This is a genomic window from Streptomyces antioxidans (assembly GCF_000968685.2).
In the GTDB taxonomy this organism is placed as follows: Bacteria; Actinomycetota; Actinomycetes; order Streptomycetales; family Streptomycetaceae; genus Streptomyces; species Streptomyces antioxidans.
The window spans coordinates 40980-61569 of sequence record NZ_LAKD02000086.1 but is presented as its reverse complement, the minus strand read 5'-3'; the positions used below and the strand labels follow the sequence as shown (position 1 = coordinate 61569).

Genomic DNA, 20590 nt, shown 5'->3' with positions numbered 1-20590 from the left:
TCATGGTGTCGGGGGCGTCCACGATCCGTCGACCGCGACACCGGCGGCCGCCGCGATCCGTTCACGGGACTCCAGCAGCCGGGCGCGCAACGCGGGCAGGTTTACGCCGAGCAGCCGACCGTCCCGCTTGACCGCCCTGCCCGCGACGAACACGCTGTCCACCAGGCCGGGATGGCCCGCGGCGACGATCGTGCCGACGGGGTTGCCGACCGGGAAGACCGAGGGATCCTCGGCGTCGAGCAGGATCAGGTCGGCGTCCTTGCCGACGGTGATGCTGCCGGTCCGGGCGTCGAGCCCGCAGGTTCGGGCGCCGTCCACCGTGGCGAACTCGACGAAGTCCCGCGCCGTGAGACCGCCGTCCAGACCGCGCTGCACGGCGAACGCCGTGCGCATGGTGGCGAACATGTCGCCACCGGCGGACGGGCAGTCGTCGATCGACAGCGACGGCCGGATTCCCGCGGCCAGCATGCGGCCGGTCTCCGGCCAGCCGAAGCCCATCTTCAGCTCGACATCCGGGCTGATCGTCACCGAGCAGCCCGCGTCGGCCATCATCGCCACCTGGTCGTCGGAGATGCCGTTGCCGTGCACAAAGGTCGTACGGTCATCGAGCAACCCGCGGTCGCGCATATCGGCGATCGGGCGGCGGCCGGTGGGCCAGCCGGTGGTGCCGTGCACATGCACGCTCACCCGCAGCCCGAGTTCCCGCGCCAGCGCGACATCGGCGGCGGTGGTGTCCATGGTGCTCAGCTGCGGCCCGCGCAGGCCCAACACCATGCCGTCGTCAGGGAGTTGCGACCGTACGCGGGTGATCTCGGGGGTGATGTCCGGCTCGTCGGTGGCACCGGCGACGCCCGCGCCGTAGCAGAACACCGAGTGGCCCGGTGCCTCACGTAGCGCCTGGATCGCGGCATCGGCGTTCTCCGGGCGGTCGGCGCAGTGGAACCAGTCGAGCATGGTGGTGACGCCCGAGGCGAGCGCCTCGATCCGGCCGAGCAGATTGCCAAGGTAGACGTCTTCCGGCTGGTAGTGCGGGCGGAGTGTGCCGTGCATGGCGACGCGGTACTGGTCGAACGTCCAGTCCGCGCCGATGCCGCGGAACGCGGTCTGCCAGGTGTGCCGGTGGGTGTCCACGAAGCCGGGCATCACCATCTTGCCCCTGGCGTCCACGACCTCGGCGTCGGCCACGTCGACGGTGGCGGCGACCGCGGCTATCCGGCCGTCCTCGATGAGCACATCGCCCTGTGGGAGATCGCCGACGGCCGGGTCCATGCTGACCACCGTGCCGCCACGCACCAGTGTCCTGATCGGGTGAGCGCTTCCGTACATGCCCATGCCATGGTGTCCTTCCGAGCGAGTTGACGCGTCAACACTAGGACCAGTGAAGTTGACGCGTCAACTCGCTGGCCAGGTATGATTTCACCATGGTCGGCAGCCGTTCGCTGGAACCCGAAGAGTGGGAGTTCTGGGACACCTATATGCACGCTCATCGCCTGCTCGTACGGGAGATGGACCGCGGTCTGCAGCGCGACTGCGGCATCTCGAAGGCCGAGTACAGCGTGCTGGTGACCCTGTGGCGGGCGCCCGGGGACGACATGCGCGTCGGCGAGCTCGCCGAGTCGCTCAACTGGGAGAAGAGCCGCGTCTCGCACCAGCTGACCCGCATGGAGAACCGGGGCTTCGTGGAGCGCACCCCCCACGGGGCCGGTGGCCGCCGCGCCGGAATCGGGCTGACCGCCAAGGGCCGCGGCGCCGTGCGGAGCGCCATGCTCGTCCACGCGGGCAACATCCGTCGTTACTTCCTCGACTTGCTCACCCCCGAGCAGACCGCGGCCATCGGGGCCTGGAGCGAGCAGCTGATCGACCACGTCGAACCGCGCCCCACGGAGACGTGACCGGACACGGAGCCATAGGCGGACACGGAGACGTGAGCGGACCCCGCGAGGGAGCCTCCGGGAAAACACGTTGGCGGGCCACGGCGGCCACTGCTACTTTTCCGGAGGCCGTGCGAGAGAGCTGGGAGGTGGTACCCGTGAACGCAGTATCGACATGGGTGCTCCCCTCCGGGGTCACGGTCGGGCGATAGGTCGTCCGGGAGCGCCGTTCACCAGCGCTCCCGAAAGGCACGACCATGCGATTCACTTCCGAACAGCGCCTCGACGACGGCGTCCTGGAACGCGAATTCACCCTCGGCGAGATCCCCGGCATCCTGTGGACACCGGGATCCGCGTCCGCCCCGGCACCGCTGATCCTGCTCGGCCACCCCGGCGGACTGCACAGGATGTACCCCCGGCTGGCGGCCCGGGCCCGGCACTGCGCGGCGGACGGCTTCGCCACGGCCACCATCGAACTCCCCGGCAGCGGTGACCGGCCCCGTTCGGCCGCCGCAGAGCAGGCCCGCGCCGAGGTGCGCCGGGCGGTGGAGGCGGGCCAGCCGGTCGGCGAGGACACCGTGGACCGGCTCATCCTCCCGCTGGTCGACACGTCGGTCCCGGAGTGGCGGGCCGCCCTGGACGCCCTCCTCGCACTGCCCGGGATCGGCGGCCCGGTCGGTTACTCGGGCGGAGTGATCGCCATCGGCATCCGGCTGGCGGTGGTCGAGCCGCGCATCTCGGCCGCCGTTCTGTTCGCCGGGAGTTTTGTGCCGCGCGCCCTGTTCGAGGAGGCCCGGCGGGTCACCATTCCGCTGCACGTCCTGCTGCAGTGGGACGACGAAGGGAACGACCGGCAGTCGGCCCTGGACCTGTTCGACGCCTTCGGCTCCGAGGAGAAGACGCTGAACGCCAATATGGGCGGGCACACCGGCGTCCCGCGGTCCGCGGGTGACGCCGCGGCCGGGTTCTTCACCCGGCATCTGGGTGCCCGGCATACGGGCTAGCCGCCGGTCGGGGCGGCGCTCGGCCATCGGCGCCGCCCTCAGCCGGGCCCGCGCCCCGCCGCACAGGATCCGTACCGCGGCACACGCCCGTACCCTGGCGGCATGCGCATGCGCCCCACTTTGAGCTGGACCCCCACCGAGGAGCCGCCGCCGGGCAGCACCGATCTGGAACCGGTCGCCGACCTGCTGAGCAGCGGCGGTGTGCTGGTGCTCAGCGGGGCGGGCATCTCCACGGAGTCGGGCATCCCCGACTACCGGGGCGTGGACGGGAGCCTGAACCGGCACACCCCGATGACCTACCAGGACTTCACGGCCGACGCCCGGGCCAGGCGCCGCTACTGGGCGCGCAGCCACCTCGGCTGGCGCACCTTCGGCCGCGCCCGTCCCAACGACGGCCACCGGGCCGTGGCCGCGTTCGCGCGGCACGGCCTGCTCTCGGGCGTGATCACGCAGAACGTCGACGGCCTCCACCAGGCGGCCGGCAGCGAGGGCGTCGTGGAACTCCACGGAAGCCTGGACCGGGTCGTCTGCCTCTCCTGCGGCGCCTTCAGCCCGCGCCGCGAGCTCGCCCGGCGGCTGGAGGAGGCCAATGCGGGCTTCGAGCCGGTGGCCGCCGGAATCAACCCGGACGGCGACGCCGACCTCACCGACGAACAGGTCGGGGACTTCCGCGTGGCGCCCTGTACGGTCTGCGGCGGCGTCCTCAAACCGGACGTGGTGTTCTTCGGCGAAGCCGTTCCTCCGCGGCGGGTCGAGCACTGCCGCGAGCTGGTCCGTGAGGCGGCCTCGCTGCTGGTCCTGGGCTCCTCACTGACGGTGATGTCCGGGCTCCGCTTCGTCCGCCAGGCGGCCCGGGCCGGAAAACCGGTGCTGATCGTCAACCGGGACCCGACCCGGGGCGACCAGCACGCCGTCACCCGGGTCGCACTCCCCCTGGGCACGGCCCTCACCACGGTGGCCGACCACCTGGGCATCTCCAAGGGGATCAGCGCTCCCGATGACCGCGCGATCACTTCCGCCGTACCGTCCCAGACCGGAACCACGTAGACATTAGAGGGCTACGCCGACCCGCTGCATGGCACACCCGGCCGGTGGCACCGGCCGGGTGCGGTCCCTCAGCGCCTCTCCGCCGGGGGCGGGAGCATGTCCAGCTTGGCGGCGAGCAGTCCGGCCTCGAAGCGCGATCGCGCTTCGAGGCGTTCCATGATGTCCGCGACATGTCTGCGGTAGGTCCGCACGGAGATGGACAGCGCCCGGGCGGCGACCTCGTCGGTGGCTCCGACCCGCAGCATCCCCAGGATCTCGGCGACCAGCCGGGTGCGGCGGCGGTCGCCGAAGTCGGGCCGCGCCGAGAGCGGGGCCGATCTCTTCCAGATGGAGTTGAACAGCGTGTGCAACGCCTGGACGGGCAGCGCCTCCTGGGTGGTGAAGATCTGCGGTCCGGCTTCCGCCCGCAGATTGGTCAGGGCCGTACGGCCGTCCGCCATGACCGCCTCGATGGGATCGAGGCGGGCCAGTCTCACCTCAGGACCGGCGCCGTCGCCGCCGATGGTGTGCAGCAGACGCCGGTCATAGGTGTGGCGGGTGCACAGGATCCGCACCCGGACGTCCGGTTTCGCCTGGGCCAGGAGCGCCGGGAGCAGCGACCGCAGCACCTCGCGCTGGGTCCCCCGGGGTAACGCGAGGATGATGGACACGTGCTGTCCGGCCTCGCGCACGACCGCCCGGGCGTCCTCCGCCGGTCCGGGACACCGGCCCACCGGTGCGGCGGACGACCGCAGAGCGGACCCGATCGGAACCGGGACGGCCCTGCGCAGCGGAAGAGGCGTCATGGGGTGTCCTCCAGCGGTGACAGCAGCCCGAGCTCACTGGCCCGTACCCCGGCCTGGAAGCGGGACTCCGCGCCCAGCCCCTCCAGGATCTCCGCCACCCGCCGGCGATAGGTGCGGTAGGAGATGCCCATCTTCTGTGCCGCGACCCGGTCCGTGTGGCCGTCCCGCAGATGCCCCAGGACCTGCCGCTGGTCCTCGTGCCGCACCAGCTCCCGCCGCTTCTGGAATTCGGTCAGCGGTATCGCACTTCCCCACGCACCGAGGAAGAGAGAGCCCAGCGCGCCGATCTCCGCGGATTTGTCGAAAAGCGCCACGCTCCCGTCCTTGAGGGCGATCGGCGACCACAGCAGCGCACCGCGGAAGTCGGCCATCGCCACACCCTGCAGCGGACTCTCCGCAATTCGGACAGCGATGTTCGCCCGCTCGGTGGTCAACCGGCGCAGGACCTCGACGTCAAAAGCGCGAGAGGCGAAGAGGACCCGGAATTCAACGTCCGGGCGCACCGTCTTCGCCATGGCGTGGAGCGCCGGACCAAATTCCGACAAACCTCGTCGATCGCTGGGAATCGTGATGTTCACACTACTTGTGGCCTGGTCAGCCAAGGCGGTGGCGGCGGCCACCAGAAGTTCGGCGTCCAGCCGCTGGATCGCAGCGCCCCGTCGGGTCCCCGGTTCCAGCGCATCGGTCGTCACCATGTCCGCCAAGAGCGGGACTCCGCCTTTATTTCCTATCAATGTGGAACCCCCGTGCAAATATTTCTTACCCCCGGACTGACTACTCCGGGCACGCACATGGAGTCTACGGCTCCGCACTTTTCACGCGCTTTCACCTTGCTTACATACACGCCACACCGGCCGTTTCGGCTTCGTGGCCGGGAGCCTTTGCGGGTGTTCCGGCGTGGTGGGGTTCCGGCGGCACTTCAGGGGCGTGTCATGGCCGCCGTCCGCCGAGCACCTGTGTACGCAAGGCGGCTTTGTCCACCTTTCCACTGCCATTGCGGGGCAGTGCGTCGACATGGTGAACGGCCGTGGGAAGCTTGTACCGGGCCAGCCGTTGCCCGGTGAACGCCCGGATCTCCTCCAGGGTGGCCCGGGCGTCCCCGTCCTGGCACAGCACCGCCACCGGGCTCTCGCCCCACCGCGGATGCTCGACGCCGACCACGGCCGCCTCGCGCACCCCGGGGTACTCGGCCAACTGCCGCTCCAGTTCGGCCGGGTAGATGTTCTCGCCGCCGCTGATGATGACGTCCTTGAGCCGGTCCACGATGAACAGCAGTCCGTTCTTGTCGACGCGGCCGATGTCCCCGGACCGGAACCATCCGGCGTCGTCCAGCACCCGCCCGGTGGCCTCCGGGTTGTTCCAGTAGCCCGCGAAGACGTTGGGGCCCCGGACGCAGATCTCCGCGGCCACCTCCGGTTCGGTGACCACACCGCCGGTGGCCGGATCGACCAGCCGGATCTCGGTGTGGGGCAGCGGGAATCCGGCCGCGTCGGGGTGGGCGGCCACCAGTTCCGTGGGCAGATGGCTGGCCAGTGGCGCGGTCTCGGTCATCCCCCACGCCTGGTGCAGGGTGATGCCGTGGGCGAGGTAGTCGCGCACCAGGGCGGGGGGCACCGGGGCCCCGCCGACGATCGCGGCGCGCAGCGCGGAGAGATCGGCGTGTGGGAAACCGGGGGTGGCGGCGATGGCCGCGAACATCGTCGGCACCGCGATGAGATTGGCCACCCGGTGCTCGACCAGGTCCGCCAGGCACTGTTCGGGCGAGAAGGTGCGCCGGATCACCAGGGTGCCGCCGTAGCAGAGGGAGCCCAGGGTGAAGCCGCTGAGCCCGGCGATGTGGAACATGGGCGCCAGCACCAGGGTGGTGTCGCCCAGCCGGGTGCGGATCACGGCGGCGGTGTTGATGTGGTTCCACCACAGGTTGCCGTGGGTGAGCACCGCGCCCTTGGGCCGCCCGGTGGTGCCCGAGGTGTACATGATGACCGCCGGGTCGGTGGGCCGGACCGCGACCGGCGGCGCGGCGTCCGCCGTCTCCGGTGTCCCCGCCGTTTCCGCCGCCGTCTCGCCCGTCTCCCCCGTGGCCAGGGTTTCCCAGCGGGGGTGGACCCCGGAGGCGGCGGGGCCACTGTCGGCGAGCAGGAACCGCTGGACGGGCACGGTGTCCGCGATGCCGTCGATCAGGGCGGGGTCCTCGGCGATGAGGGTGTGGGGGCGGCAGTCGCCGAGGAGGTACGCCACCTCGGCTCCGGCCAGCCGGATGTTGAGCGGTACGAAGACCGCTCCGAGGTGGGCCGCGGCCAGCGCCGCCTCCAGCAGCACCGGGCCGTTCCGCCCCAGGAAGGCGATCCGGTCGCCCGGGCGCACCCCGCCGTCGGACAGGGCCACCGCCAGCGAGCGCACCCGGGCGGACAGCGTCCCGTAGCTGATCCGGGCGCCCTCGTACACGATGGCGGTGGCGTCCCGGGTGGTCCGGGCCCAGTAGTGGACCGCCGCCGCCGGGCCAAGGTTCTGATCCTTCATCGGTTCCTCTTCGCCGATCGTCGGGCAGCGGTCAGCCGCAGCCGCCCGCGTGCCCCTGGTCTCCGCCCGGTCCGGGCGCCGCGCCGGAGGGTGCCGTTTCCGACGGTGCGGTGTCCGGCCGCCCCGGTGCGGCGCCCTTCACCGACGCGATGAACGGGGCGAGCCGGTCCACACCCCAGAACTTGTGGAAGCCATGGATGAAGAACGGCACGCCGAACACGCCGTCCGCGTCGACCCGCAACAGCGCCTCGACACCGCGTTCGCGCAGTTCGTCATCGTCCGCGGCGCCCGCCAGGCGGTCCTCGGGCAGCCCGAGTTCGGCGGCCACCTCCGCGATGGTGGCGGGCGCGCAGATGTCCCTGCCCTCCTCCCAGCGGGCCCGGTAGACGCGCTCGACGAACTCCGGGCCCTTCCCCTCGTCCACCGCGGCGAGATGGGCCAGGTGCGGGACCTCCCACACCGGGTCCCGGTCGACCGGCCACGCGGGCTTGAGCCCGCGCTCGGCGCACAGCCGGCGTACGTCCTGGAGGATGTAGAGGTGCTTGGCGCGGGACATGGCGGCGTACGGGAAGCCGCCGCCCGCCCTTTCCAGCATCAGCTGGCTGCGGGCGTCCGGCTCCCAGAAGGGCCGCCAGGTGATGGCGTTCGCCACCTCCGGGTGGTCATCGCGCAGTTGGCGATAGGCGAGCCAGGAGTACGGGCTGCGCAGGGAGAAGTAGAAGCGGGGCGTACGGTCCCTCCGGGGCATGGCCGGCCTTTCCTCAGATGACGATGCCGCCGTCGATCTGCAGCACGCTTCCGGTCACGTATTCGGCCGAGGCCAGGTACGCGACCATGTCCGCGACCTCTTCGGGGCGTCCGAAGCGCTGCAGCGGGATCTTCTTCGCGGCGTCCGCGCGGGCGCCGTCGGCCAGCGCGGCGGTCATGTCGGTCTCGATGAATCCGGGTGCCACCACGTTGGCGCGGATGCCGTACCTGCCGACCTCCTTGGCCAGCGCCTTGGTGAACCCGATGATCCCGGCCTTGGAGGCCGAGTAGTTGGTCTGGGTGGGGTGTCCGTACACCCCGGCGACCGAGGAGATGTTCACGATGCAGCCCCGCCGGCGCTTCATCATCTCGAAGACGGCCGCGCGGCACACGTGGTAGGTGCCGTCGAGGTTGGTGTCCAGGACCTGGTGCCACTCCTCGTCCTTCATGAGCAGCAGCGGGTTGTCACGGACGATCCCCGCGGAGGTGACCGTGACGTCGATGGGGCCGAGTTCCCCCTGGACGGTGGCCATGAAGCGGCGTACCGCGTCCGCGTCCGAGACATCGGTCCGCAGCGCCAGCGCCCGCCGGTCCAGCTCCTCGACCTCCTTCACCAGCAGTGCGCCGGGCTCCGGATCGGGTGCGGCATGACAGAACGCCACGTCGTACCCCTCGCGGGCCAGGCGCAGCACCGTGGCCCGTCCGATGCCGCGCGTACCGCCGGTGACCACGGCCACCCGGTTGTCGGTAGCGGTCATGTCGTGCGCCTCCTCTCAGGCCCGGTCCGCCGTGGCCGGGGCGGCCGTGGCCAGCCCGGATCCCGGCCGGAACGCGATGACCAGCTGTTCGATCTCCATGACCGTCTCGTCCCCGACCGCGCTCCGCCCCTCGAAGATCACGGTGTCCGCGAAGCTCCGGGTCAGCCGCACCTGGTGTTCCACCACATCGCCCGGGCGCACCCGCCCGGTGAACCGGACCCCGGAGATGCCGCCGAACAGCATCACGCGGTCGCCCCGTGCATCGGGGACCGGGTCGTCCCAGGTGGCGAGGAGCCCGGCGGCCTGGCAGCAGGACTCGACCAGCAGCACCGCCGGATAGTCGTGGTCCCGCTCGGCCGCGTCGTCGGCGAGGCGGTCGTACCAGGGCTCGTTGCAGGTGACGGCCTTCCTGGCGATGAGCCGCGCGCCCGGCTCCACCTCGACGACGCGGTCGAGCAGCAGCATCGGATGGCGGTGCGGGAGCCGTCGTTTGAGTTCGGCGGCCCCGGCGAATATCGCGGTCACCGCGCCCCCTCGTCCTCGAAGCGGAGGGCGATCCGGGCGACGCCGCCGCGCGGGCCGGTGACCGAGGCGGAGCAGCGCCCGTCCGCGCCGTCGCGGCGCCAGGTCAGATCGGCGGTGAGCGTGTCGCCGGGGAATACGGGGTTCGTGAACCGCGCGCTCTCGATGCCGGACAGCACCCAGGTGTGGTCCGGCTCGGGGGCTGCGGCCAGCGCTCCGCGGTGCAGGAACTCGATGACGCAGACGCCGGGGAAGATGGGGAATCCGGGGTAGTGGCCGGGGAACACCGGCTCCCCGGGCCCGACGGTCATCGATACGCGCGCGGTCCCGTCCGGGGCCGTGCCGTGCTCGATCCGTCCCGCCACCGGAGTGCACGCCGGGCTCATCCCTCGGCTCCGAGCTTGTCGGCGAGCACGTCGTAGGTCCGCGGCAGGGTGGTCAGCCCGCGCACATCCGACTCCGCGAACCGTACGGAGTACTTCTTCTCCAGGGCGACGATCACCTCGAGCGCCAGCAGCGAATCGCCGCCCAGATCCTCCACGAAGCGGGTGTCGTCGGTCACCTCGCCCGGGTCCACGCAGAACACTTCGGCGATGGTGCGCCGCAGGTCCTCCAGGTCGAGGGGGGTCGGTTGGGTGTCGGGCATCGTGCCTCGTCTCTCCATAGGTTGCGGATCGCCATGGGTTACGGGTCGCCATCGGGCATGGCGCACGGGGTCATGAACCTGCGAGCCTCAGCAGGGCGGCTCCGACCATGCCGTTCGCCTCGGCGGAAGTGATCAGGACGGTCCGGGACCCGGCGCCGGCCTCCCCGGAGCCGGTGCGGGCGAGCACCGCGGCGATCTGGAACGCGGCGGAGGCCGCGAAGGTGTCGCCGATGGAATCGGCGCAGGCCACCCGGGGCGGAAGGGGGGTGCCCAGCACGTCGGTCACGGCGGCGCGCTCCGCGTCGCCCTCGGGCCCGGCCAACTGGGTGTCGGCGAGGGCGTCGACGCCGTCCGCATCGAGGTCCGACCGGTCCAGCAGCCGCCGCAGACACTCCACCAGCACCGGCCGGACCGCCGCCAGGTCCTCGGCGAAGCCGAACTCCAGCCCCAGGACCTCGGCGATACCGCTCCTGCCGTGGGCCCGGGCGTCCTCGGCGTCCTCGAGCAGCCACACCGCGGCGCCCTCGCCGAGGACCGCGTCGCGCCGCCCGTCGTCACCGGTGGCCTCCCGCGCGTGCCAGGCGAGCCAGGCGCGGGCCGTGGAGAACTCCTCGACCGCGCCGCACAGCAGGGTGCGCGCCCGGCCAGCGCGGTGCAGCCGCAGCGCGTACCGCAGGGCCAGCAGTCCGGTGGCCCTGCCCCCGGCGATCGTGGTGTTGGGGCCCTTGAGGCGGTGCCAGATGGCCGACTGTCCGGCGGCGCAGTTCATCACGGTGTTGGGGAAGCGCGCGGGGTCGACCAGATAGGGGCGGTCCCCGACCAGCGAGTCCCGGGTGAAGTTCATCATGCTCTGGGCGCTTCCGGTGCTGGTGCCGAGCACCAGGCCGGTGTTCTCGTCGATCCCCGGCAGCCGTCCGGTGTCCCCGGTGGCGAGCAGTCGGCCGAGCGCGACCACGGCCAGGCCGGTGATCCGATCCATCGAGCGGGTGCCCTTACGGCCCAGCAGCCCCCGGATGTCAAAGCCGGGGACCAGGCACGCCTCCTCGAACGGCACCTCCCACTCCTCGCGGTCCAGCCGGACCGCGGCCCGGCGGCGGGAGTCCAGCCCCCGGGAGAACTCGGCGCTGCCCAGCCCGAGCGGGGAGAGCGCGGACCAGGCGGAGATGACCGGGTCGGTGGAGACCATGGACGGATGTCTTCCTTCGGGCGCGGACGCGGACGGGGCTGGAGCGGGGGCGGATGAGGACGGGGGATGATGGGGATGGGAGCGGTCGGGGGTCAGAAGAACCACACCCGCGCGTAGTCGGACCAGCGGCTCACCAGATCGGCCCCGGCCACCCGGCGCACCCCGGGGAGCAGCCGCTCCCGCGCGCGGGCGCCCAGCGCGGACAGATCGGCCTCCTCCACGAACACGGTGGCGCCGTCGTCGAGGAGTTGGCGGAGCAGTCGGCGCGGGTCGGGCAGGGTGTCGAGGGTCCGTCCGGCGATGCGCAGGGCCGCCTCGTACGGGGTGTCCACCGCGTACGAGGCCGCGAGCCCGCGCAGCACCACATGGATGCCTCCGCTCTGCCGGTGCAGTTCGCGGACGAAGAACAGGGTGTCGGCGAATTGGGTCTCGACCGCGCCCCGATGGGCGCGCTCGATGATCAGCAGGGTGTTGTCGGTCGTGGCCACGGTTCAGCAGACCCCCATCGCCACGACCTTGTCGGTGGCCCGTATGTGCTGCCAGAACTGGCTCGGCGGACGCTTGAGCACCTCGGCGATCTGGTCGGACCTGCCGCGCTCGGCACAGCAGAAGCGGCAGACGTACCAGTCCAGGCGCTCGGGGTAGGCGATGAGCAGCTCCCGTATCAGCGTCACGGTGGAGGGGTGGTCCACCGTGCGGTCGGCGACGTTGACGGGTTTGCTGTCGCCGAAGGCGGCGCAGGTGAGCGCGGTGGCGTCGCCGCAGGCCCAGACCTGTACGGCGGCGCCCTCGTCCAGCAGGGCCTGCGCCAGCCGGAGCGCGCTGGTCACCAGGTCGTTCTGGTGCGGCGCGCCCAGCAGCTTCAGCAGCACATCGGTGTGTCGGACGGCGAAGACCATGTCAGTGCCACACCACCCGCACCGCGGGGCTCAGCAGCTTCCGCGCCACGTCCCGCATCTCCACCAGCCGGGCCCCTGGCACCAGGTCCTCGGCGTCAACGGCCCGCTGGCGCAGGGAGAACGCGTCCACCCACAGCCGACCGCCCAGCCACAGCAGGGCGTCGAGTTCGGGCATGGCTCCCCGCACCGCCCCGGTCACGCCGTTCTCGACCAGGAACAGCGCCACGTCTTCGCCCTCCCGCGCCAGTTGGGCGGCGTCGTCGGCGAACCGGTGGCTGGCCGGACCGGCCGGCGGGCCGCCGCTCTCGATCAGCAGGTATTCGTTCATGGCAGAGATGTCTCCGGGTCCGTCAGCGTCCGTCCGTGCCCCGGCGGTCAGCCGGTGGCCCGCTCGCCACCGAGGGCGCGCATCACACGGTCGTCGAAGGTGACCAGGGACCAGTCGCGGCGGCTCTCGATCTCCGCGTAACCGTGGGTGATGGTGCCGGTGGCGGTCCGCACGAGCCGCCCCTCACGCACCACGTAGCAGTCCATGCGGGAGGTGTAGGTGAAACCCTTGAACACGTCCTCGACCGTGTAGACGGTGTAAAGGTCCTCCTCCATCAGCGCCTCGTCGAGGATGTGGATGGCGGAGTGCGGGACGACGGGTATCCACTTGCGGTCCTCGAGCAGCTGCTTGATGGAGATGCCACGGTCGGCCAGGAAGAGGTCGACCACCTCCTCCATCTGGCGCAGATAGCCGGACAGCTGAAGGCGCTCGCTGAAGTGGCAGTACGGGTACGGGATGCGCCACTTCCAGCCGAAGGCGTTCTCGCCGGAGGTCAGCTGGTCCAGCACCGGGTCGGCACCGGTGGTACCCCGGCCGAGGGAGAGCGCGCGGCCGTCGGCGGGCGCTGCGGCGGGGGGCGACTGCGGCTGTCCGGTGCCCAGCCTGGACACCGCGAACCGGGCGAGTTCGGCCGGTGGCTCCCCCTCGGCGGGCAGGAAGTCGCTGCGCCGCAGGGAGACCCCGACCTTGGAGGTGGCCGCCTTGAGCCGCTGCCCGTCCCGCTCCAGGGTCAGCGTGACCCGGAAGCGGAGGACGTCGTCGGTGTCCTTGGTCGCCGGTTCGACCCGGGTCTCCACCAGGTCGTCCATGTGGACGGCGTGCAGGATGCGGGTGTCCAGGCCGACGAGGTCCAGCCCCAGGGCGTAGTCCTCGAACAGGGCCCGGGCGGGCATCCCGGCGCTGCGGAAGTGCTCGAGAACGGCCTCCTCGATCAGGTAGTTGACGTGCTTGAACCCGATCCAGGTGCAGATGTTCGAGCCTTCGTACCGGGGTCGCAGGGCCACCTGTGTGCTCTTGGCGAGCAGCGGTTCCAGTGCGGGCTCGGTGTCGGTGGTCATCGGTGGTGCTCCATGGTGAGGTGAGGGGATCCTGACGGCGGGCCCGGGAGGCGGGTCCGCAGAAATGTGTTGGTGAGGTCGGCGAACTCTTCGACCGCCGAGACCATCGGGAAGTGTCCGTGGCACGGCAGGACGTGCACGGAGGCGTCGGGAAGCGACATGGCCAGCGCCTGCGCGTCGGAGGGGGCGGCCACCATGTCGTCGCCACCGCTGACGAGGAGGAACGGCATCGTCATCCGTTCGGTGCGCATCTGCGGCATCCGCAGATACGTGCCGAAGAACTGGAACCACCCGTAGGGGCTGACCAGATCGCGGATCTTCATGGCGATGGTGTGCCTGCGCTCGTCGGGGAGACGCCTGCTGGGCCCCATCTGCATGCCTTCGATGAGGATCCGGTCGAAGTTGTTGACGTAGTAGGCGAGCGAGTTCCAGTCGAACTCCTCGGCCGTGGCCCGGTACAGCGGGGAGATGAGCACCACGGCGCTCGGCCCCCGGGCGGCGTCCGCGCCGCCGGTGCTCCACCGGTCCAGCCAGGTCAGCGCGGCGCTGGTGCCGAAGGAGTGCGCGATGACGACGTCGGGGCCGCCCGGTACGCCGGCCACCGCCTGGTCGGCCCATGTCTCGACGGGGAGGCCGGTCCAGCCGTGCACTCCGGTGCCCCGCCACGGCAGGTCGGCGGTCCACAGCTCGCACCGCGGGTCGGCCAGCGGCAGGAAGGGGTCCCAGACACCGGCGTTGCTGCACAGCCCGTGCAGCAACAGCACGCGCAGCGGGTCGGGGGCCAGGGCCCGCCGGGCGCACCGCACGATCACCGGCTGCTGCTCCGGCTGGCCGCCGGTCTGGCGTAGCGGAGTGGCGTACCGGCCGGGGTCCACGCTCACGGGTGCTCCTCCCGGGCGGGGTGCAGCAGCAGGCCCGCGACCGCGTCATCGGTGTCCTCACCCGTGGTGATCAGCGCCGTTCCGGTGGGGTGGGAGCCGAACCGGGCGACGGCGGCGGCACACTGGAGCACGCCCAGGGCGCCGTCGGCCCGTCCGAACGCGCCGGTCGGGTCATGGCGCGGCGCGTCGGGGAAGCCGGGTGTGCCGGGCGCCGGAGGCTTCTCCTGGGAGGTGAGCCAGATGCCGGGGGCGGGGCGGCCCTCGGGGAGCACCCGCTCGACCGCCGCCCGGACACTTTCCCTCCGGGTGTACGCCCCCAGGGCGGCCAACGGCCGTACGCCACGGGCGCGGGCGGCGGCTTCGCCCTCGATGACCAGGGCGACGGCGCCGTCAAGCAGGCGCTCCGCCGCCTCGCCGAGCAGCCCTTCCACCACGGGGTTGGCGGTCTCCACACCGATGACGACCGCCCGGTCGCACCGCCCGGCGGCGACCAGGGTGGCGGCCCAGTACACCGCGTCCAAGCCCGAGGTCGGCCCGTTGCAGAACATCAGGTTGGGGCCGCGCAGCCCGTGCTGCATCGCCACCGAGGAGGCGATCACATTGCTCGACGCGTTGGGCAGCGCCATGGGGCTGATGTGCGAGGTCGTCTCCGTGCCGATGGCCGAGGCCACCTCGCAGACGGTGTCCAGGTTGCCGAGGTTGGAGCTGACGGCGACGCCGACCGTGTCCCCGGGGACGGTCAGTCCGCCCTCGCCGTCGGCGGGCAGCAGCCCGGATGAGCGCAGGACGTCCCGTGCGGCGCACAGGGCGAGTTGGGTGGCCCGGTCCTTGTAGCGCAGGCCCCGGCGGCCGAGGAGGGTGCCGGGGTCCACCGGCTCGGCCGGCTCCCGGGTGGTGCGCAGCAGGTCCGCGGCGTCGCGGGCGCCCGGCAGCGCCAGGCCGACGCCGGTGACGACGGTGTCAGACGCGGATGTCACGCGGCCACTCCTTCCACGATGGCGACCGCGTTGACCCCGCCGAAGCCGAACGCGTCGACCTGCGCGATCCGCAGCCGCTCCGTCTCCTCCGGCGGGGTGGGCCCGGTCGCGAAGCGGAACTGCCCGGCGACCCCGGCCGGGGTGTCCAGGGCGATGGTCGGCGGGACCCGGCGCTCGGCGAGCGCCCGGGCGGCGACGATCAGGCCGAGCAGCCCCGATCCGCCGGAGGTGTGCCCGGTCATGGACTTCACCGCCGTCATCAGCGGACGGCCGATCCCGCCGCCGAAGACATCGCCCAGGGCCGTGGCCTCCGCCTCGTCGTTGAGGGAGGTGCCGGTGCCGTGCAGCAGGATCAGGTCGATGTCGTCGGCCTTGATACCGGCCTGCTCATGCGCCAGTCGGATGGCCTGGGCGATACCGGCCGGGTCGGGTGCGGTCGGGTGGGCGGCGTCGCAGTTCATGCTCGCGGCCCGGAGCCGGCCCCTGGCCCGGCGGGCCGCGGGGTGGTCCTCCCGGGTGAGCACCACGGCCGCGGCGCCGTCGCCCATCAGGGTGCCCCGGCGGTTCTGGTCGAAGGGCCGCACCCGGTCCGGGGGGTCCAGCTGCACCCGGTCAAGCAGCCCGAACATGCTCGCGGTGATGCTGTCCACGCCGGCCACCACCACCGCTTCGGCGGTGCCCGCGGTGAGCAGGTCGCTCCCCATGGCCAGGGCGTGCAGGGACGCCGAACACGCGTTGGAGATCGTGTAGGTCCAGGTGGCCCCGAAGCGCTCCCGCAGTGCGGTCCCGAAGTGGAGTCCGCCGAGGTCGAATTCGGCGTCCTCGCACCACCTGAGCTCGACGGACCGCAGCTCCCGCAGTCCGGTGCCGACGATCACCGGGGTGGAGGACAGGTCCTCGTCGAGACCGGCGTCGCGCAGCGCCTCGGCCACCGCCCGCAGCAGCCAGGCGGTCGCGCGGGACGGCACATCGGTGCCGTCCGCGGGGCGGTCGTCGATCTCGTAGGCGTGTGCGGTCCGGAAGGCGCGGCGGTCGAAGCCGCGCAGCGGGGCGCGTCCGCTGACCCCCGCGCAGAGGGCGTCGAAGACCTCGTCGGCGTCCTGTCCGATGCTGGCCACCGCACCGGTGCCGGTTATCGCCCAGCTCATCGGGACCGTCGCATGCGGTCGATCACCCGTGCCACGTCTGTTCCTCCTCGTATTTGCCCAAGATCAGCACAGCGTTGTTTCCCCCGAAGGCGAGACCGTTGTTCTGCACGACTCTCGGTTTGGCGGCGACGGCCTCATTGGGCACACAGTCGAGACCGCATTCGGGGTCGGTCTCGACATGGTTGATCGTGGGCGGGATAAACCCTTCGACGATGGCGAGCACACAGCCGATCGAGGCCAGCGCGCTCGCGGCTCCCATGCTGTGGCCGAGCATCGATTTCATGGAAATCGTGCGCGGGGCCGTATCCGCCCCGAACACCCGGCGCACGGCGGCGGCCTCGGTCACGTCGTTGGCCCGGGTCCCGGTGCCGTGCGCGGAGATGAAATCGACATCGCCGGGCCCCACTCCCGCATTCTCCAGCGCCAGCCGCATACAGTCGGCCACGCTGTCCTCATCGGGTGCGACCGGATGGTGCGCATCGCAGTTCAAGGCGAAGCCGAGCACTTCGGCGTGAATGCGTGCGCCCCGCGCCCTGGCCGACTCCAGATTCTCCAGGACCAGCACACCGGCGCCCTCGCCGGTGAGAATTCCCTGCCGGTCCTTGTCGAAGGGCTGGCACCTCTCGGGTGCGATGGTGCCGATCCGGTAGAAGCCGGTGAACGTCTTGCGGCAGAGCGCGTCGGCGCCACCGCACAGCGCGTAGTCCACGTCCCCCGAGCTGATGGCGTCGTAACCGTAGCCGATGGCGTAGTTCCCGGCGGCGCAGGCGGTGGGCAGGGTGACCGCCTCCACCGAGCGCAGGCCCAATTCGCGGGCCACCGCGGACGACAGCCGGCCCGGGGTGACCCGCTCGGCCACCGCCGGGTCCATCGCCTCGGGCCCCTTTGACAGCTCGGTCTCGACCAGCCGGTCCATGTCCCTGGCCTCGCCGTCGGTGGTGCCGATCGCGGTCAGGCCGCGGCGGGCCCGCAGGTCCGCCTCGTCGAGCCCGGCGTCCTCGACCGCCATCCGGGCGGCCGACACCGAGAACTGGCCCGCGCGGCCCAGCGTGTGCAGGGGGACGTTACGGATGTGGTCCTCGGGCGCGAAGCCCGTCACCTCGCACCCCATGGCATGGGCGAATCCGTCGGTGTCGAACGCCGTGATGGGCCGCACCGCGCTGTGCCCGGAGCGCAGCCCGGTGCGGAAGTCGGCCGTTCCGATGCCGATGCTGGATATCGCTCCCATACCGGTGACGACGACTCGGTGAGGGGCCTCGCTCCGCATGATCCCGCTCTCTCCTCAACTCCCGGACGGCCGATCGAACTCCCGTTCCGCTTACTTCTCGCTCGCCTCCGCGACCACCGCGTAAATGCCGTCGAGATTCACCATGCGCGACATCTCCGCCTGGTCGATGGTGATTCCGAACGTCTTCTCCAGGGCGGCCAGGATCTCAATGGCCCGCAGCGAGTCGGCGTCGTGGTCCTCCTTCAGGAGGCCGCTTTCCGTCAATTCCTCCGGATCGATTTCAAGGATGTCGCAGACGATTTCCTTGATGTCATCACGACGCTCCTGCACAAGTGCGCTCATATGCTCTTCCTCTGCCTTCTTCGCATTTGTTGGGCCGACGCTTCAGGACATTACGTTCGGCCAAGCAAGGGATTCAATGGTTTCGGACACATGCTGCCAACAACGTCCCGCCGATAGCGGTGAGTTGTCCATGTTCCGGCTTATGCCATACGCAGCGGCAGGCTTTCCAGCCCGCGCATCAGGGTGCTGCTGCGCCATTCCAGTTGGGCCACCGGGGTGGTGAGCTCAATCGTTTTGTAGCGGTCGAGCAGCCTGGTGAAGACGACTTCGGCCTCCAGCCGGGCCAGCGGCGCGCCGAGGCAGAAGTGGATACCGTGCCCGAAGGAGACATGGCCCCGGGCGTCCCGTTTCAGGTCCAGCCGGCCGGGCTGCGGGAACCGCTCGGGGTCGTGGTTGGCGGAGTCGATGTTCACCATCACGAACTCGTCCGCGGGGATGAGCACACCGCCGATCTCGACCGGTTCCCTGGTGAAGCGCATGGTCGCCTGGTTGACCGGGCTCTCGTAGCGCAGGAACTCCTCGATGGCGCCGGGCAGCAGGGAGCGGTCGGCGCGCAGTTCGGCGAACTGTTCGGGGTGGGTCACCAGGGCCAGTGCGCCGTTGCCGATGAGGTTCACGGTGGTCTCGTGGCCGGCCGCGAGCAGCAGTACGGCCATGGCCGCGATTTCCTCGTCGTCCAGCGCCGACTCGCTGTCCTCGGTGGCGAGGGCCGAGATCATGTCGTCCCCGGGCGACGCGCGTTTGGCGGCCACCAGCTCGCGGATGTACGCGTTCATGGAGACGCTCGCGTCCTGGAAGACCTCGGGCTCGACCGTGAGGACGAAGGCGTTCGTCCAGGACCTGAAGGTGCGCCGGTCCTCCTCGGGCACGCCGAGCAGTTCGCAGATCACGGTGATGGGCAGCGGGAAGGCCAGGGCCTCGATGAGGTCGACCGAGTCCTGTCCCTCGACGGCGTCCAGCAGCTGGTCGGTGATCTGCTCGATACGGGGTCGCAGCCGCTGCACCCGGCGCAGGGTGAAGCCCTTGTTCACCATGTGCCGCAGCCGCTTGTGCTCGGGCGGATCGGTGTTGAGCATGTGGTGGCTGAGCGCCTGGCTGAAGATCTCCTGGTGGGCCTGGATCCGGCGCTCCCGCAGGATGCGCATGATCTCCCAGGAGTCCTTGGCGAACCGGGGGTCCGACAGCGCCTGGCGCACCGGTCCGTATCCGGTGACGAGCCACAGTCTGGTGCCGTTCGCCATGTCGAGCGGATGGACGCTGCGCGGGGCGGGCGCCGCCCCCGGCTCCGGTACCGGCCGCTCATCGGCATGAGGAGGTTGGTGCACGGTGATTCTCCTGAGCGTATGGGTGACCCGATCAGGCGGGCAGGGTGGTCATGCCGCGCTCGGGGGCGTTGACGAGGACGGACATGTTGCCGCCCGGGTGGGTGTTGTCGTGCATCAGCTGGTGCAGCCGGCCGACTCCCTCGAAGTCGTCGCAGTGGCTGAGGCAGGGGTCGAGGACGCCCTCGCTCACCAGCTTGGTCACCTCGCGGAACTCCCGGGTGTTGGCGCCGTGCGAGCCCTGGAGCCGCTTGGACCGCATCCAGAGGTGGCGCAGGTCGATGTCGCCGTTGTAGCCGGAGGTGCCACCGCAGATCACCACCATGCCGCCGGTGGCGCACAGATAGACGGAGGTGGGCAGGGTCGCCTGGCCGCTGTGCTCGAAGACGATCCTCGGTGCGGCGCGCTCGCCGAGGATCTCCCAGATCCTCTTGCCGAACGCCCGCGCGCCGCGCAGGAACCGGGCCATGCCCTCCTCGTCGTCCGCGTCGGGGAGCCGGCCCCAGTGGTCGAAGTCATTGCGGTTGATGACCCCCCGCGCGCCGAGTTCGAGGCAGAACTCGGCACGCCGGTCGTCGGACACCACGGCGATGGGAATGCCGCCGACCATCCGGGTCAGCTGGATGGCGCTGGAGCCGAGGCCCCCCGCGCCGCCCCAGATGAGCACCGGGTCGCCGGGCCGCACCGTATGGCCCGGCCAGCCGAAGAGCTGGCGGTACGCGGTGGGCGCCGAGAGCATGAAGCAGGCCGCCGCCTCCCAGGAGAGGTTCGCCGGCTTGGGGTGGCACTGGACCTCGTTGACCAGGCAGAACTGGGCGAACGAGCCGTAGTTGGTCTCATAGCCCCAGGCCAGGGCGGTGCTGGAGAACGGGGGCTCGCCGCTGAGGCGGATGTCCTCGGCCGTCTCGTCCCACTGCCCTCCGGAGAGGACCACCTGGTCCCCGGGCTTGACGTGGCGGACGCCCGGGCCGACCGCCCACACCACCCCGGAGCCCTCGGAGCCGCCGATGTGGAAGTCCTCGGGGAGCCCGAACTTCTGCCGGGCGGCGATGACATCGACGGGCTGGCCGCTGGCGGCCCAGACGTTGTTGTAGTTGATGCCCGCGGCCATCACATAGACCAGCACCTGGCCGGGCCCGGCGGCGGGGACGTCGACCACCTCGGTACGGAACGCCTTGACCGGCTCTCCGAAGCGATCCTGGCGGATGAGGGAGGCGTACATCTGCTGCGGGACCTCGCCCAGCGGAGGCAGTTCACCGAGCTCGTAGAGGGATTTGACCATGAAAGTGGCTCCTCATTCACATGCTGTGTTCACGTACTG

At 71.1% G+C, this 20590-nt stretch carries 24 protein-coding genes; 3 read left to right on the top strand and 21 right to left on the bottom strand.

What is annotated here, in order from left to right; all coding sequences use genetic code 11:
* Complete coding sequence (locus tag VT50_RS28040; protein WP_240529337.1) at positions 1 to 1332, bottom strand: amidohydrolase family protein; 1332 nt, start codon at positions 1330 to 1332, stop codon at positions 1 to 3.
* A gap of 89 nt (positions 1333 to 1421) precedes the next feature.
* Here VT50_RS28040 and VT50_RS28035 point away from each other — a divergent pair, with 89 nt between their 5' ends.
* The 3 genes from VT50_RS28035 (at position 1422) to VT50_RS28025 (ending at position 3922) form a co-directional block, all read left to right on the top strand.
* Complete coding sequence (locus VT50_RS28035; protein ID WP_046086958.1) at positions 1422 to 1892, top strand: MarR family winged helix-turn-helix transcriptional regulator; 471 nt, start codon at positions 1422 to 1424, stop codon at positions 1890 to 1892.
* 236 nt (positions 1893 to 2128) lie between these two features.
* A complete protein-coding gene (locus tag VT50_RS28030; RefSeq protein ID WP_046086959.1) occupies positions 2129 to 2875 on the top strand; it encodes a dienelactone hydrolase family protein in 747 nt (248 codons plus the stop codon).
* Positions 2876 to 2977: 102 nt separating this feature from the next.
* On the top strand, positions 2978 to 3922 hold the full coding sequence (locus VT50_RS28025; protein WP_078840750.1) for an NAD-dependent protein deacetylase: 945 nt from the start codon (positions 2978 to 2980) through the stop codon (positions 3920 to 3922).
* A 68-nt stretch (positions 3923 to 3990) separates the two neighbouring features.
* Here the strand turns inward: VT50_RS28025 and VT50_RS40035 are convergent, their stop codons facing one another.
* From VT50_RS40035 to ccrA, 20 genes are all read right to left on the bottom strand, one after another.
* Positions 3991 to 4707 carry a helix-turn-helix transcriptional regulator gene (locus tag VT50_RS40035; RefSeq protein ID WP_053048605.1) on the bottom strand — a complete coding sequence of 239 codons (717 nt, stop codon included), beginning with the start codon at positions 4705 to 4707 and terminating at the stop codon, positions 3991 to 3993.
* Complete coding sequence (locus VT50_RS38675) at positions 4704 to 5402, bottom strand: helix-turn-helix transcriptional regulator (RefSeq protein ID WP_143645284.1); 699 nt, start codon at positions 5400 to 5402, stop codon at positions 4704 to 4706. Before VT50_RS38675 ends, VT50_RS40035 begins: the two co-directional genes overlap by 4 nt.
* Positions 5403 to 5637: 235 nt before the next feature.
* Positions 5638 to 7227, bottom strand: a complete 1590-nt coding sequence (locus tag VT50_RS28010) for an AMP-binding protein (protein ID WP_046086960.1) — start codon at positions 7225 to 7227, stop codon at positions 5638 to 5640.
* Positions 7228 to 7258: 31 nt separating this feature from the next.
* A complete protein-coding gene (locus tag VT50_RS28005) occupies positions 7259 to 7975 on the bottom strand; it encodes a 2-hydroxychromene-2-carboxylate isomerase (RefSeq protein ID WP_046086961.1) in 717 nt (238 codons plus the stop codon).
* 13 nt (positions 7976 to 7988) lie between these two features.
* Positions 7989 to 8732 carry a 3-oxoacyl-ACP reductase FabG gene (fabG, locus tag VT50_RS28000; protein ID WP_046086962.1) on the bottom strand — a complete coding sequence of 248 codons (744 nt, stop codon included), beginning with the start codon at positions 8730 to 8732 and terminating at the stop codon, positions 7989 to 7991.
* Positions 8733 to 8747: 15 nt separating this feature from the next.
* On the bottom strand, positions 8748 to 9257 hold the full coding sequence (locus VT50_RS27995) for a 3-hydroxyacyl-ACP dehydratase FabZ family protein (RefSeq protein WP_075200383.1): 510 nt from the start codon (positions 9255 to 9257) through the stop codon (positions 8748 to 8750).
* Entirely contained in the window at positions 9254 to 9640 is a 387-nt protein-coding gene (locus tag VT50_RS27990) for a 3-hydroxyacyl-ACP dehydratase FabZ family protein (protein WP_046086963.1), read from the bottom strand. The genes VT50_RS27995 and VT50_RS27990 overlap by 4 nt, the downstream gene beginning before the upstream one ends.
* Complete coding sequence (locus VT50_RS27985; protein ID WP_046086964.1) at positions 9637 to 9900, bottom strand: acyl carrier protein; 264 nt, start codon at positions 9898 to 9900, stop codon at positions 9637 to 9639. The genes VT50_RS27990 and VT50_RS27985 overlap by 4 nt, the downstream gene beginning before the upstream one ends.
* Positions 9901 to 9970: 70 nt before the next feature.
* Positions 9971 to 11086 carry a beta-ketoacyl synthase N-terminal-like domain-containing protein gene (locus VT50_RS27980; RefSeq protein WP_046086965.1) on the bottom strand — a complete coding sequence of 372 codons (1116 nt, stop codon included), beginning with the start codon at positions 11084 to 11086 and terminating at the stop codon, positions 9971 to 9973.
* A gap of 92 nt (positions 11087 to 11178) precedes the next feature.
* On the bottom strand, positions 11179 to 11574 hold the full coding sequence (locus VT50_RS27975; RefSeq protein ID WP_046086966.1) for a hypothetical protein: 396 nt from the start codon (positions 11572 to 11574) through the stop codon (positions 11179 to 11181).
* Between the two features lie 3 nt (positions 11575 to 11577).
* On the bottom strand, positions 11578 to 11985 hold the full coding sequence (locus VT50_RS27970) for a hypothetical protein (protein WP_046086967.1): 408 nt from the start codon (positions 11983 to 11985) through the stop codon (positions 11578 to 11580).
* 1 nt (position 11986) lies between these two features.
* The gene (locus VT50_RS27965) at positions 11987 to 12313 is read right to left on the bottom strand and encodes a DsrE family protein (protein ID WP_046086968.1); all 327 of its coding nucleotides are present in this window, start codon (positions 12311 to 12313) and stop codon (positions 11987 to 11989) included.
* 47 nt (positions 12314 to 12360) lie between these two features.
* Positions 12361 to 13371, bottom strand: a complete 1011-nt coding sequence (locus VT50_RS27960) for an acyl-CoA thioesterase family protein (RefSeq protein ID WP_046086969.1) — start codon at positions 13369 to 13371, stop codon at positions 12361 to 12363.
* Positions 13368 to 14252 carry an alpha/beta fold hydrolase gene (locus tag VT50_RS27955; RefSeq protein WP_078840752.1) on the bottom strand — a complete coding sequence of 295 codons (885 nt, stop codon included), beginning with the start codon at positions 14250 to 14252 and terminating at the stop codon, positions 13368 to 13370. Before VT50_RS27955 ends, VT50_RS27960 begins: the two co-directional genes overlap by 4 nt.
* Positions 14249 to 15229, bottom strand: a complete 981-nt coding sequence (locus VT50_RS27950) for a beta-ketoacyl synthase N-terminal-like domain-containing protein (RefSeq protein WP_046086970.1) — start codon at positions 15227 to 15229, stop codon at positions 14249 to 14251. The genes VT50_RS27955 and VT50_RS27950 overlap by 4 nt, the downstream gene beginning before the upstream one ends.
* A complete protein-coding gene (locus tag VT50_RS27945) occupies positions 15226 to 16377 on the bottom strand; it encodes a beta-ketoacyl-[acyl-carrier-protein] synthase family protein (RefSeq protein WP_046086971.1) in 1152 nt (383 codons plus the stop codon). The genes VT50_RS27950 and VT50_RS27945 overlap by 4 nt, the downstream gene beginning before the upstream one ends.
* 22 nt (positions 16378 to 16399) lie before the next feature.
* The gene (locus VT50_RS27940) at positions 16400 to 17644 is read right to left on the bottom strand and encodes a beta-ketoacyl-[acyl-carrier-protein] synthase family protein (protein WP_046086972.1); all 1245 of its coding nucleotides are present in this window, start codon (positions 17642 to 17644) and stop codon (positions 16400 to 16402) included.
* 51 nt (positions 17645 to 17695) lie between these two features.
* Positions 17696 to 17947: an acyl carrier protein gene (locus tag VT50_RS27935; RefSeq protein ID WP_046086973.1), complete on the bottom strand. Its 252-nt coding sequence runs from the start codon at positions 17945 to 17947 to the stop codon at positions 17696 to 17698.
* 140 nt (positions 17948 to 18087) lie between these two features.
* The gene (locus VT50_RS27930) at positions 18088 to 19272 is read right to left on the bottom strand and encodes a cytochrome P450 family protein (protein WP_053048608.1); all 1185 of its coding nucleotides are present in this window, start codon (positions 19270 to 19272) and stop codon (positions 18088 to 18090) included.
* A gap of 31 nt (positions 19273 to 19303) precedes the next feature.
* Entirely contained in the window at positions 19304 to 20551 is a 1248-nt protein-coding gene (gene ccrA, locus VT50_RS27925; RefSeq protein ID WP_046086974.1) for a crotonyl-CoA carboxylase/reductase, read from the bottom strand.
* Positions 20552 to 20590: the final 39 nt, after the last annotated feature.